The 12,927-nt window shown below is 66.5% G+C and carries 11 protein-coding genes; all 11 read left to right on the forward strand.

Translation table 11 applies throughout. The features are described 5' to 3' along the window. Window positions 1-165 precede the first annotated feature (165 nt). The 11 genes from DEJ33_RS01890 (at window position 166) to DEJ33_RS01940 (ending at window position 12,803) form a co-directional block, all read left to right on the forward strand. Complete coding sequence (locus DEJ33_RS01890; RefSeq protein WP_111194174.1) at window positions 166-1,833, forward strand: GspE/PulE family protein; 1,668 nt, start codon at window positions 166-168, stop codon at window positions 1,831-1,833. Window positions 1,834-1,850: 17 nt separating this feature from the next. After that, complete coding sequence (locus DEJ33_RS01895) at window positions 1,851-3,488, forward strand: type IV pilus twitching motility protein PilT (protein WP_309147111.1); 1,638 nt, start codon at window positions 1,851-1,853, stop codon at window positions 3,486-3,488. Beyond that, window positions 3,488-4,711 carry a type II secretion system F family protein gene (locus tag DEJ33_RS01900; RefSeq protein ID WP_111194175.1) on the forward strand — a complete coding sequence of 408 codons (1,224 nt, stop codon included), beginning with the start codon at window positions 3,488-3,490 and terminating at the stop codon, window positions 4,709-4,711. Before DEJ33_RS01895 ends, DEJ33_RS01900 begins: the two co-directional genes overlap by 1 nt. A gap of 209 nt (window positions 4,712-4,920) precedes the next feature. Continuing rightward, the gene (locus tag DEJ33_RS17665; RefSeq protein ID WP_309146909.1) at window positions 4,921-5,397 is read left to right on the forward strand and encodes a type II secretion system protein; all 477 of its coding nucleotides are present in this window, start codon (window positions 4,921-4,923) and stop codon (window positions 5,395-5,397) included. A 65-nt stretch (window positions 5,398-5,462) separates the two neighbouring features. Then, window positions 5,463-6,893, forward strand: coding sequence for a hypothetical protein (locus DEJ33_RS01910; RefSeq protein WP_146242503.1), 1,431 nt, complete (start codon window positions 5,463-5,465; stop codon window positions 6,891-6,893). After that, the gene (locus DEJ33_RS01915; RefSeq protein WP_111194177.1) at window positions 6,890-7,600 is read left to right on the forward strand and encodes a PilW family protein; all 711 of its coding nucleotides are present in this window, start codon (window positions 6,890-6,892) and stop codon (window positions 7,598-7,600) included. The genes DEJ33_RS01910 and DEJ33_RS01915 overlap by 4 nt, the downstream gene beginning before the upstream one ends. Before the next feature lie 65 nt (window positions 7,601-7,665). Further along, window positions 7,666-9,429, forward strand: coding sequence for a hypothetical protein (locus DEJ33_RS01920; protein WP_258378065.1), 1,764 nt, complete (start codon window positions 7,666-7,668; stop codon window positions 9,427-9,429). Continuing rightward, window positions 9,426-10,271, forward strand: a complete 846-nt coding sequence (locus DEJ33_RS01925; protein ID WP_111194179.1) for an A24 family peptidase — start codon at window positions 9,426-9,428, stop codon at window positions 10,269-10,271. Before DEJ33_RS01920 ends, DEJ33_RS01925 begins: the two co-directional genes overlap by 4 nt. Continuing rightward, on the forward strand, window positions 10,187-11,347 hold the full coding sequence (pilM, locus tag DEJ33_RS01930) for a type IV pilus assembly protein PilM (protein WP_258378066.1): 1,161 nt from the start codon (window positions 10,187-10,189) through the stop codon (window positions 11,345-11,347). Before DEJ33_RS01925 ends, pilM begins: the two co-directional genes overlap by 85 nt. Further along, window positions 11,344-12,111, forward strand: a complete 768-nt coding sequence (locus DEJ33_RS01935) for a PilN domain-containing protein (protein WP_111194181.1) — start codon at window positions 11,344-11,346, stop codon at window positions 12,109-12,111. Before pilM ends, DEJ33_RS01935 begins: the two co-directional genes overlap by 4 nt. 2 nt (window positions 12,112-12,113) lie before the next feature. After that, window positions 12,114-12,803 carry a hypothetical protein gene (locus tag DEJ33_RS01940; protein ID WP_111194182.1) on the forward strand — a complete coding sequence of 230 codons (690 nt, stop codon included), beginning with the start codon at window positions 12,114-12,116 and terminating at the stop codon, window positions 12,801-12,803. Window positions 12,804-12,927: the final 124 nt, after the last annotated feature.

Below are 12,927 nucleotides of genomic sequence, written 5' to 3' on the forward strand. Positions count from 1 at the left end.
GCGGGTACCCCTGTTCTGGGTCCAGTCAGGACCCCGCCGCCCCCTCCTTCTGGGACTGCTCTGCGCAGCGACACCGGACGTACCGTGGTCGAGCGCCGCAACCCTGGCGGCGCCCACCGAACCACGCCGATCCGTCGCGCGCGCAAGCAAGGAGGTACAGGGCACATGGCAACCCTGTCCGAGATCCTGATCCTCAACGGCGCCCTCCCGATCGAGTACCTCGACGCGATGACCGGTCACGAAGACGTCGACGAGCAGGCGATCCGCTCACTCGTCGAGCAGGGCGTCGTGAGCGAGGCGCAGTACATCACCGCGCGTGCGGCGTCGCACAACTCGAAGACGGTCCCGTTGACCGACTACCCGGTCGACGGCACGGCCGTCTCGGTCCTGCCCGCTCCGCTCTGCCGTCGGCACTCGGTGCTCGGCATCGGCTTCGAGGGCGAGACCCTCGTGCTCGCAATGGTCAACCCGGCCAACGTCCTGGCGATCGACGACGCACGCACCGCCTCGGGCCGGCCGATCAAGCCGCTGCAGGTCGACGAACGTGACCTGCAGTCCGCCTTCGAACGCTACCTGCGCGCCGACGACGAGCTCAACGACCTCACCTCCTCGCTCGAAGAAGAGGCGCGCACCACCGAGCAGCAGGCCGACATCGGCGACGGCTCACTCGACGACGTCCCGATCGTCCGGTTCGTCAACCTGCTCGTGTCGCAGGCGATCCAGGACCACGCGTCCGACATCCACATCGAGCCCGGCGAGCACGAGGTCCGGGTCCGCTACCGCATCGACGGCGTCCTGCACGAGATGAGCCCGGCGCCGAAGAACATCCAGAACGGCGTCATCAGCCGTCTCAAGATCATGAGCGACATCGACATCGCCGAGCGACGGAAGCCCCAGGACGGCCGCATGTCCGTCCGGCACGGTGGCCGCCAGATCGACCTCCGAGTGGCGACGCTGCCGACGGTGTGGGGCGAGAAGGTCGTCATGCGGATCCTCGACAACACGAACACGTCGTTGACCCTCAAGGACCTCAACCTGCTCGACCGGAACGCCGCGGCCTACCAGCGCTCCTACTCGAAGCCGTACGGCATGATCCTGGTCACCGGCCCGACCGGCTCCGGAAAGTCGACCACGCTCTACACGACGCTCAACGCCGTCGCGAAGCCCGAGATCAACGTCATCACCGTCGAGGACCCGGTCGAGTACCGGATGGCGGGGGTCAACCAGGTGCAGGTCAACCCGAAGGCCGGGCTGACCTTCGCCTCGGCGCTCCGCAGCATCCTCCGCTCCGACCCCGACGTCGTCCTGCTCGGTGAGATCCGCGACCACGAGACCGCCCAGATCGCGATCGAAGCGTCCCTCACCGGGCACCTCGTGCTCTCCACCCTGCACACGAACGACGCCCCCTCGGCGATCACCCGTCTCACCGAGATGGACATCGAGCCGTTCCTCGTCGGGTCGGCGCTCGACTGCGTCGTCGCCCAGCGGCTCGCCCGCAAGCTCTGTGACCGGTGCAAGGTCCCGGCGTTCTACGAGGCCGAGCAGCTCCACGCGCTCGGGTTCCTCGACAGCGCCGACGCCCCCGTGCCCGACTTCTTCGCCCCGATCGGCTGCTCGGTCTGCTCGAACACCGGGTACCGGGGACGCATCGCACTGCACGAGGTGATGACCGTGACCGAGGAGATCGAGCGCCTCGCCGTGTCCCGGGCCTCGAGCGCCGAGATCAGCCGGGTCGCCCAGGCGCAGGGCATGCTCACCCTCCGCATGGACGGGTGGGAGAAGGTCAAGCTCGGCCTGACGAGCGTCGACGAGATCCTGCGCGTGGTCGCGTAGCCGTGGGAGACGAACAGATGACCGACTCCGTGTACGACCTGAGCCCAGCCGGGGACGAACCCGTCGACGGCTGGCACCCCGGCACCCCCGGTCTCGAGGTCGGTGGACGCCGTGCTGCGCGCCTCGCGCAGGCCGCGCAGCAGTCCCCGGCACCATCCGGGGCACCCGTCGTCCCTGCCGCATCAGCGGCACCAGCCGCACCAGCCACCCCCGTCTACGACCTCAGCGACGACCTCGCCGGCTGGGCCGCCCCGAGTGGCGTGCCGGTCGCGGTCCCCGTCGCGCAGCCGTACGCCGTACCGGCCACACCTCCCGCCGCGGTGCCGCCGTCGACCGCGAGCTACGGGTACGAACCGGACCCGGCTCTCGGGTACCAGGTGACCGAACGGCTGCCGGTGGTGCCTGCGGTCGCCACCACGAACCTCCAGACCGTCGCCGCCCCGCCGGTGCAGATGGTCGCCCCGACGGGCAGCGCCGAGATCAACTTCACGCGCCACGCCCGCGAAGACGCCGACTCCGACCTCGTGACCGCCCTGGCCCAGGTCGTCTACCAGGGGGCATCCGACCTGCACGTCACCGCCGACGCACCGCCGACCGTGCGCGTCGACGGCTCGCTGCGTCCCGCCGTGCCGGGAGGCCCGTGGGCGCGCAACAAGGTCATCGCCGCCCTCAAGACGCTCATGTCCGCCGAGCAGGCCGCACAGTTCGACCAGGAACAGGAACTCGACTTCGCGTACTCGCTGTCGCCCGAGTTCCGCTTCCGCGTGAACTACTACCAGCAGCGTGGCAACTGGGGAGCGGCCTTCCGCATCATCCCCACCAAGATCAAGACCCTCAAGCAGCTCGGCATCCCCGAGTACGTGGGGGACTTCGCCAAGCTGCCGCGCGGCCTCGTGCTCGTCACCGGACCCACCGGCTCCGGCAAGTCGACCACCCTGGCCGCGCTCATCGACCTGGTCAACGAGACCCGGGCCGACCACATCGTGACGGTCGAGGACCCGATCGAGTTCATGCACGAGCACAAGAAGGCGATCATCAACCAGCGCGAGGTCGGCGCGGACACGCACTCGTTCGCCCGAGCGTTGAAGCACGTGCTCCGTCAGGACCCGGACGTCATCCTCATCGGTGAGCTCCGCGACCTCGAGACGATCTCCGTCGCGCTCACCGCCGCCGAGACCGGCCACCTGGTGTTCGCCACCCTGCACACGCAGAGCGCCCCCGGCACCATCGACCGCGTCATCGACGTCTTCCCGCCGCACCAGCAGGGGCAGATCCGCACCCAGCTGGCGGCCACCCTCGAAGGCGTCGTCTGTCAGACCCTCGTCCCCAAGGCCAACGGCACCGGGCGCATCGTGTCCACCGAGATCATGAAGACCACCCCGGCCATCGGCAACCTCATCCGTGAGGGCAAGACGTACCAGATCACCTCGGCCATGCAGGCCGGGCGTGACGCGGGCATGCACACGATGGACCAGGACCTCGCCGAACTGGTCAACGTCGGCACCATCACCCGCAAGGCGGCGCTCGAGAAGGTCCACGACCTCGAGGGCTTCGACCGGCTCGTGCAGCGCGTCGAGTCCCCGTCCGACGCGTCCGCCGACGCCATCGCCGCGAGCGGGATCGACTTCGGCGACAAGTTCTCCGGAGGCTACTGATGTCCCTCGCATTCGACTACCGCGGGCGGGACGGGGCGGGGAAGCTCGTCAAGGGGCGCGTCGACGCCGCGTCCGAAGGTGCCGTCGTCCAGCGCCTGCGTGGCATGGGCGTCTCGCCGATCGCCATCACCGAAGCCAAGGCCGGCACCGGCCTGCAAACCGAGATCAAGATCCCGGGCTTCGAGAAGGGCGTCGGGCTCAAGGACCTGGCGATCATGTCGCGGCAGGCCTCGACGATGTTGTCGTCGGGGCTGTCGCTGCTGCGTGCGCTGACGATCTTGGCCGATCAGACCGAGAGCAAGAAGCTGAAGGACATCCTGGGCAAGGTGCGCGACGAGGTCGAGCAGGGCGTCTCGTTCTCCGATGCCGTGGCGAAGTTCCCGATCGAGTTCCCGCCGATCATGATCAACATGATCCGCGCGGGGGAGACCGGCGGGTTCCTCGACCAGGCCATGGACTCGATCGCGACGAACTTCGAGAAGGAGCACAAGCTCCGGTCGACGATCAAGTCGGCGATGACCTACCCGGTCGTGGTGCTGTGCATGTCGCTGATCGCCGTCGTCATCATGCTGGTGTTCATCGTCCCGATCTTCCAGGACATGTTCTCGTCGCTCGGCGGCAAGCTCCCGCTCCCGACGATGATGCTCGTCTACCTCTCGCACTCCATGGTGTACGTCCTCCCGGTACTGGCGGTCGTCATCGTGGTGACGACTGTCTGGTGGCGCGCGAACAAGAACACCGACCGTGTCCGGGCTTTCATCGACCCGGTGAAGCTCAAGATGCCGGTGTTCGGAGCGCTGAACCAGAAGATCGTCATCGCGCGATTCGCCAGGAACTTCTCGAACATGATCGGCGCGGGTGTACCGATCTTGCCGGCATTGCAGATCGTCGGACAAGTGTCGAACAACTTCGTCGTTCAGAAAGCCCTGGAACGCGTCGCCGAGAGTGTGCGAAAAGGCGAATCCATAGCGGGTCCGCTCGGTTCTGAGAAAGTATTTCCGACAATGGTGTCGCAGATGGTGGCGGTCGGCGAGGACGCCGGTTCGATGGAAATCATGCTGGAGAAGATCGCTGCCTTCTACGACGACGAAGTCCAGGCGACGACCGAAGCCCTGACCTCGCTCATCGAGCCGCTCCTCATCGCGTTCCTCGGGGTCGTCGTCGGCGGCATGATCGTCGCTCTCTACCTCCCGATCTTCCAGATCACGAGTCTGATCAAGTAGCCGGTTCGATGCTTTCTACCCCTCGGTCGGGGGCGAACAGCCGAGTGGGTGTCCCTGATTCTGGGGGCATTTTGCTGCGGTGTGACCCCCGTTCTCGGGATTATGACCGGAAACTCCTGTCAATACGCTTGTCCGCGGCGGCACCGCACAGCCCCCGATCAATTCCTATCGCCATCCCAGAGAATGGAAGAGCAATGTACTTTGCGCTCATGGGCAAGCTGAACGCTCGCCGGCAGAACCTCACCGAGGACAAGGAGAAGGGCTTCACGCTCATCGAACTCCTGGTCGTCGTCATCATCATCGGCATCCTTGCCGCGATCGCCATCCCCGTGTACCTCGGCGTTCAGAAGTCCTCGAAGGACGCCGGCGTGAAGTCGGACCTCGCCAACGCGAAGACCGCGGTGATCGCGTACATGACCGACAACGACAACAAGGTGCCTGCTGGCGCGAAGCTGACGGCCGACAACACGACCGGTCTCGGCAAGTACGGCTTCACCAAGGGTGGCGACACTGGTGACTTCAGCTACGCCCCGACGAACCTGGCTGCCGACACCGCAGCAACGACCTTCTGCATCAAGGTCCCCGCAGCCAGCGACGGGGCGAAGTTCTTCTGGGTGACGGACACGCAGGGTGTGTCGAAGGCGGCCTCCACGGCGGTCCCGACCGGTTACTCGAGCTGCTCCTGATCTGACACGAGGGGCGGGGCGTCATCGACGCCCCGCCCCTTCTCGACTCTGAGGAGACGCTGACGATGATCAGCTGGACGGCGGCGCGGTTGCGCCGAGATGGTGATGACGAGGGCTTGACGCTCGTCGAGGTCATCGTCGCGCTCCTGGTGTTCGCCACGATCATCGCTGGCTCCATCGCCGCGGTCGGGACCGTCCTGTCGATGACGGCCGACAACCGGGAACGGGAAGTCGCATCGAACCTCGCGCAGCAGGCGATCGACGTCGCCAGGGACGAGGCAGTGACGAACATCGTCGACCAGGACGAGAACGTCAGCTCGCCCGTCGTCAACGACGTCAAGTTCACGGTGCGGAGCGTCGTTGCATGGGTCACCACCAAGGGCATCGACACGAAGTGCACTGTTCCGGCGACCAGCGGGAACGGGGCCTTGTTGTTCCGTCGTGTCTCGGTGACGGTGACCTGGGACGGCATGCGCGGCACGACGAAGCCCGTCCGCGCGGACACCGTCGTTTCTCCGACGAGCAAGATCAACGACCCGACCCTCGGCACGGTGCTCATCTCGGTGCAGTCGGTGCGGGGGACCGGCGGTGTCGGCGGAGTGACAGCGTCCATCGCGCCGGACACCACCGTCTCGCCGAACACGGCCACCGTGGTGCCCGCCGCGGGCCAGCCCGGTCGCACGAACAACGACGGCTGCACCGTGGCGACGAAACTCAGTCCCGGCTCGTACACCGTGACGCTCTCTCCGCCCGCGGGCAGCCAGTACCGCGATCCTCTCCAGGCACCGAACCCCGTGAAGCGTTCGATCACGGTGGCCGCGGGCGACTCCTCTGGCGCATCGTTCACCTACGACCCCGCGATGGACGCGCAACCCTCCTACGCCAGCAACCTGTCCGGCGGATTCGCGATCCCGAAGGACCTCACCACCTCATTCGTCAGTTCCTACGGCGCGACGACCATCACCCCACCGGCGAGCGATGTGTACCTGTCGCCCGTTCCGTCCGGGTACCAGGTCTACGCCGGTCTCTACGCTCCTGCTGGGACCGTCTCCCCGACCACGGGCGCGGACACGAGTTGCCTCTCCACCGACCCCACGACGTGGCCCGCGAAGCCGGGAACGACGTTGACCGCGCCGGGTACCGCGGTGGTGGATGCCGCCAACCCGACCTCACCGGCGCCGGCACCCGTCAACATGGGAGGCACGACCGTGACGATCCCGAAGGGCGACACGATCATCCAAGCGGTCACGACCACCCCGGCCAACGGGGACCCGGGCTGCAAAGCGACACAGACCCTCACGATCACCAGGACCGGTAACTCGGGTACGGGTACCGCTGACGTGAAGATCGCCCTGCCGTACGGGACGTGGGGAGTCCGGAGCGGAACGAGCTTGGCGAACCTCCGAGCAGTCTCGTTGAAGGACGTGATCGGCGGCCTGCTCGGCACCGGCACATCCACGAACGTCGTGACGATCGACCCGAGGCTCGCATCATGATCACGCGCATTCGTCGTCGACTGTCCTCGACGGGGTGCCCGGACTCCGGCATCTCGCTCTCTGAGCTGATCGTGGCGATGATGATCTTCGGGATCGTGCTCACCGTCGTCGGTTCCGTGTTCGGGACCATGACGAAGGCGACGACCTACGCGAACGCGACGGACCAGAACGTCCGGAACGCGTCCAACGGCATGAACGGATTGACCCGGATGTTCCGCTCGGCCCAGAACCTGCCGCAGGTGAACACCACGGACCGCCCGGCTTTCAGCGTCGCCCAGTCCGAGTCGGCGACCTTCGTGACGGCGGTCAACCTCGACCCGTCCACCGCGGACGACACCACTCCGCTCGAGGTGAGTTTCTCCGTCGACGTGAGCCGGAACCTCCGTGAGACCACGCGGAAGGCGGTGCATCCGGCACCGACGAGCCCGTACTGGGTCTTCGACGCAACCTCTCCGACGACGTCGCGGACGCTGACCAGCCCGGTCTCGACGACGCCGTCAGGTCAGAACCCGCTGTTCCGCTACTTCGACGCCAACGGCGCGGAACTCGTCCCCGCAGCCGGCTCGTCGTTGTCCGGCGACGCACTGGACGACATCGCGTCGGTGGCGATCACGCTCCGGCAGGCGAACACGAAGTCCACCCTCGACAACGGCGTGACGCTCGTCAACACCGTGATGCTCGAGAACCTCCGGAAGGGGAACGGCTGATGCGTCGTCTACGACGTGTGCTCCATCTCGACGGGCTTCGCGATGACCGCGGTATGGCGATGGCGATGGTGATCATCTTCGGCATGGTCATCGTCGTGATGGTCACGACCTCATTGACGGTGGCGACCTCCGGTCTCCGGAAAGCCGACAACGACCAGGACTGGAACGGGGCACTCAGCGCTGCGTACGCAGGGATCCAGGACTACCAGGCGCGTCTCGCGAACGACACCGGCTACACGCAGTACGGCAACCCCGATGCGCAGTACACCACCAAGAACGCCAGTGCGGGAACGGTCCGTCTGCCGACCGAGGCGAACCCCGCGTTCGGCACCGGCGTGTCCGGCACATGGGCGACCGTGCCCTCCAGTGGCGACAGCGCCAAGTACCGGTACGAGGTCGACAACCACCGGTACCTCGTGGACGGCACCATCAAGATCCGTGCAACGGGGAAGGTCGGGAACTCAGTCCGATCCGTCACCGCGAGTGTTCGACAGCAGGGGTTCATCGACTTCCTGTACTTCTCGGACTACGAGATCCAGGATCCACAGCTCTCGGGCAAGAGCGCGACGACGTGTGCTCGGTACGCGTACGCCGGTCGTCCTGCAACGGGCTGCAACGAGATCGCCTTCGGATCGGGAGACGTCATCGCCGGGCCCGCCCACTCGAACGACACGATGCGGATCTGTCAAGCGACCTTCTCCACCTCGGTCACGACCTCCTGGAAGCCGGCCAGCGGGAAGACGTACGCCGCGGTCGACTCGAACAACAACTCGTGCACGGGACAGCAGTTCCCCACCGGGACGACGCAACCAGGCTTCGAGTCCTCCATCGACATGCCCGCGACGAACGCGCAGCAGAAGCGCGAGACGCGAACCGACCTCCGCACGGACGTCCCCCGACCCGGCTGCCTCTACACGGGGCCGACCGACGTCCAGTTCACCGTGGTCGACGGTGTGGGGAAGATGATCGTCAAGTCGCCCTACACACGGCAGACCCGCTGGGCCGGTGACGACGCCAGTGCCATCGCGTCCACGCAGTCGACGGACCAGCCTTGTGGCGAACCCGGCACCGGAACCGGGAAGCTCGGTTCCGCCAACGGCGCGACCGTCCCGGTCCCGGACAACAACCTGATCTACGTCCAGAACGTCCCGTCCGCGAAGACCGACCAGAACTACACGAGCACGAGTGCGCTCCCCGCCACGTGCAACCAGGGCAACGGCGTGGGGTACCCGCTCGCGGGTGAGACCGCACCGACGTTCGCCTCCTCTTCTGCTCCGTGTGCGTACGGATCTCGGAACGGAGACGCCTTCGTGAAGGGGAAACTCCAGGGGAAGCTCACCATCGCTTCCGAGAACTACCTCTACGCAACCGGGAACATCACGTACAACGACGCCAGCTCGGACGTCCTGGGCCTCACAGCCACCAACGCGGTGTGGGTCTGGAACCCGGTGGGCACGTCGACGACGAGCTACGACTGCGGTTCCTACTGGTACCCGCGTACCTGCACTTCGACCACGAACGGCGCACTCCTCGGGGACACGAACCGAGAGATCGACGCAGCTGTCATCTCGGTCGCGCACACGTTCGGAGTACAGAACTACGACAAGGGCGGGCTCCGAGGCACCTTGACGGTCAAGGGGGCGATCGCTCAGAAGTTCCGCGGCATCGTGTCGAGCGGCGACAACGGGTACATCAAGAAGTACCAGTACGACTCCCGACTCAAGTACCTCTCACCGCCGAAGTTCCTCAACCCCGTGACGACCACCTACGGGATCACCACCGTCGGAGAGGTCGCCGCGGCCTACCGGGCGGACGGAGGCAACCGATGAACGCGACGGGCTTCTTCCTCGCGTACTTCGTCTGTCTGACCGCCGTACTCGGGCTCATCATCGGTTCGTTCCTCAACGTCGTCGTCCACCGAGTTCCAGCTGGTGTCTCGGTCGTACGCCCGAGGAGTGCCTGCCCCCGGTGCGCGCACGAGATCCGTGCCCGGGACAACGTCCCGGTCGTCTCATGGCTCGTGCTCCGCGGGAGATGTCGTGACTGTGCTGCTCCGATCTCAGGCCGGTACCCCGCCGTGGAGCTCCTCACCGCCACGGCCTTCGCGGTCGTCGGGGCGCACGTCATCCCGGACATCGTCCGAGGGGCCGACGGACGTGCCGTCACAGCGCGGACGCTCATGCTCGTGGCCTTGCTGTTCCTGGCGGCGATCAGCGTCGCGTTGGCGTTGATCGACCTCGACACCCACCGACTCCCGGATGCGTTGGTCCTGCCGTCGTTGGCCGTCGTCGTCGCTCTCGGTGTCGTGACGTCGCTCGTGAGTGGCGACTGGGCAGCATCTTCCCGGGGCGTCATCGGGTCACTCGGTCTTGGAGCCTTCTACCTGGCGCTTGCGCTGGCAGTCCCCAGGGGAATGGGTCTGGGAGACGTGAAACTGGCGCTCGTCCTCGGGTTCGTCCTCGCGTACCTCGGTTGGGGGCCCCTCGCAGTGGGAGCTTTCGCCGCGTTCTTCCTCGGAGGTACCGTCTCGATCGTCCTCTTGCTCCTCCGACGTGTCGGTCGGAAGAGTGGGATCCCCTTCGGCCCGTGGATGCTGGCCGGTGCCTGGTGCGGAATCTTCTTCGGCGACCCCCTGTTCGGGGCGTACCTCTCTCTCATCGGTCTCTCCTGAGACTCAGAACGGAACTGACACTCATGGCCAAGACCGTCGTCGGCCTCGACTTCTCCGGCTCAGCGATCCGAGCTGTCGAGGTCGCGGACGCCAACCGTGCTCGGCCGACGATCGTCCGGTTCGCAGAGGTACCCACTCCGCAGGACTCGGTCCATCGAGGTGAGGTGCTCGAGCCGAACACGGTCGCTACTGCGTTGAAAGAGCTGTGGGCGCTCGGTCGGTTCCGCAGCAAGAACGTCGTCATCGGCATGGGCAACCAACGAGTTCTCTCCCGCGACCTCACGGTGCCTCGTGCGCCGCTTGCTCAGATCCGCGAGTCTCTCCCGTTCCAAGTTCAGGAAATGCTCCCGGTTCCCGTCGGCGACGCGATCCTCGACTTCTACCCGACGGCCGAAGGGCAGTCGGAGACCGGACCGGTGTTGCACGGGCTGTTGATCGCAGCCGTCAAGGACGCGGTGCTCAACAACGTCCGCGCGTTACAACTCGCAGGACTGAACCCATCCGGCGTCGACCTCATCCCGTTCGCCCTGAGCCGTGTGCTCGTTCGACGACCCGAGCGGAACGGCACGATCGCGCTCGTCGAACTCGGCGCAGAGACCACCAGCGTCGTCATCCTCGTCGACGGCGTTCCACAGTTCGTCCGCATCATCCCCGTCGGCGGAGAGGACTTCACGAAGACCCTTGCTGGCCGCTTGGAGATCGATCGCGAGGCAGCCGAACTCGTGAAGCGACACCTCGGGCTCGACGGCAGTGCTCGAACTGCCGACGACGCTCGCGCGCTCGCTGTGTTGCACGAGTCGACCGCGGAACTGCTCGCCAGCATCCGCAACACGCTCAACTACTTCGTTAACACACGTCCTGGGCAGTCGGTCACGCAGGTCGTCCTGTCGGGCGGCGGAGCGCGGCTCAGCGGGATCGCTGCGGAGATCGAGTCTTCCAACCGCATCCCGACCGTGGTCGGCGATCCCTTCTCGGGAGTGGCAGTCGCGCGCTCGATCTCCTTGGAGTCTGTCCGTCATCGCGCAACCTCCATCGCCACCGCGTTCGGCCTGGCTGTCGGGAGCGCTGCAGCATGACCACCGTCCACGAGCCGACCGTCACCGCACTGGGGAAGTCCGGCGGGGGCCCCGAAGCGCGCGCCTCTGTGAAGAAGGCGGCCGCTTCGAGCAAGCCGTCGCGCGGATCCAAGTCGACGGCAGCCCTCGTCGGCGCGACTCCACGCGTCGACCTCCTCCCGGGCGAGGTCCACGTCCATCGCCGGCAGCGAGCCGGAGTCCGACGCGCTTGGCTGGGCGTTCTCGTCCTCGCGTTCGTCACGGTCGTCGCCATCATCGGGGTCAGTGCGTTGAACCTCCAGTCGGCCTCCGAACTCTCTGCGGCCCAAAGCGAGACAGCTGCCCTGCTTGCACAGAAGCGGGAGTTCTCCGACCTCCAGTCCACAGTCAAGGACACCGCCCGTTCGAGTGCCGCCCAGCGTGTCGGCGGGTCCACGGAGATCGACTGGTCGGCTTACCTCGACGCTGTTCAAAAGTCGCTTCCGGTAGGAGTGAGCATCACGACCGTCACTGCGGATTCGGCCACGGCGACGTCCCCGTACCCGCAGGGCACATCTGCGCTGCAGGGCGCCCGTGTCGCGACCCTCACGTTCACCGCGAGCAGCCCGACACTCCCGCAGGTGCCGGATTGGTTGGACTCGCTCCGGAGCCTGCCCGGGTTCGTGGACGGAACGGCGAATTCGGTGACCCTCTCCGAGGAGACGGGTACTGCCTACACGGCGAGTCTCACCCTCCACGTCGATGAAGGCGCGTACGACAACCGGTACAAGGGCAAGGGGAACTGATCGTGAGCAGAAACCGGCTCTTCCTCGTGGTCGCCTTGCTGGCCGCGATCGTTGTGGTCGCTGGCGGGTTCTTCCTCGGCGTCCAACCGCAACTCACAGCGGCGTCGGACAATGACGGGCAGCGTGTTGCCATCGAGCAGCGGAATCAGCAGTCTCGTCTGGAGCTGGCCAAGCTCCGCGAGGAGAACAAGACGCTCGACGCGCAGAAGCAGGCCCTGGCTGTGCTCCACGCCTCTGTTCCGTCCACTGTGTCCACGGCCGGCTTCTACCGGGAGCTGAACGCCGTGGCGGCGGCATCGGGCGTGACCATCTCGTCCATCACCACGGCGGATCCGGTCGCCTACACGAGCCCCGAGAGCTCCGCGGACGACGCGAGTGCTTCCGCTGGCAACGACGCCGCTCCCATGCCGGCCACCGACGCGACCGTGACCGCGGCCAACTTCAGCACCATCGCTGTCTCGGTCGGCGTGACCGGCTCCTTCGACCAGGCCCGCGCGTTCCTCAAGGGCGTGCAGACCGGCGAGCGTCTGTTCCTCGTCACGAACATCACGTCATCGGCGGAGACCTCCGGAGAGGAGTCCAGCGCGGCGACCTGGACGTTCGGAGGAACGATCTACGTCCTGTCCGGTGATCCCGCAGCGGTCCCCACGACAGCGCCCAGTCCGTCCAGCTCACCCGACACCGAGGGTTAGTCGGTCTCGGAGCCCCCCCACACCGGGGCCACCCCGCCACGCCGCTCCCACTTCCGCCGCGCCGTCGGCTCCCTTTACGATGCTGCTCGGGCCCGCGCTCGCGGCTGCCCATCTCCCTCTCGGA

The sequence above is a fragment of the Curtobacterium sp. MCPF17_047 genome, from assembly GCF_003234045.1.
Taxonomy (GTDB): Bacteria; Actinomycetota; Actinomycetes; order Actinomycetales; family Microbacteriaceae; genus Curtobacterium.

What these genes read in the sequence shown, in the direction of transcription:
- DEJ33_RS01915 (WP_111194177.1), top strand. Translation starts at nt 6,890, where the DNA reads ATGATCACGCGCATTCGTCGTCGACTGTCCTCGACGGGGTGCCCGGAC.
- DEJ33_RS01895 (WP_309147111.1), top strand. Translation starts at nt 1,851, where the DNA reads ATGACCGACTCCGTGTACGACCTGAGCCCAGCCGGGGACGAACCCGTC.
- DEJ33_RS01935 (WP_111194181.1), top strand. Translation starts at nt 11,344, where the DNA reads ATGACCACCGTCCACGAGCCGACCGTCACCGCACTGGGGAAGTCCGGC.
- DEJ33_RS01890 (WP_111194174.1), top strand. Translation starts at nt 166, where the DNA reads ATGGCAACCCTGTCCGAGATCCTGATCCTCAACGGCGCCCTCCCGATC.
- DEJ33_RS01920 (WP_258378065.1), top strand. Translation starts at nt 7,666, where the DNA reads ATGGTGATCATCTTCGGCATGGTCATCGTCGTGATGGTCACGACCTCA.
- DEJ33_RS01910 (WP_146242503.1), top strand. Translation starts at nt 5,463, where the DNA reads ATGATCAGCTGGACGGCGGCGCGGTTGCGCCGAGATGGTGATGACGAG.
- DEJ33_RS01900 (WP_111194175.1), top strand. Translation starts at nt 3,488, where the DNA reads ATGTCCCTCGCATTCGACTACCGCGGGCGGGACGGGGCGGGGAAGCTC.
- DEJ33_RS01925 (WP_111194179.1), top strand. Translation starts at nt 9,426, where the DNA reads ATGAACGCGACGGGCTTCTTCCTCGCGTACTTCGTCTGTCTGACCGCC.
- DEJ33_RS17665 (WP_309146909.1), top strand. Translation starts at nt 4,921, where the DNA reads ATGGGCAAGCTGAACGCTCGCCGGCAGAACCTCACCGAGGACAAGGAG.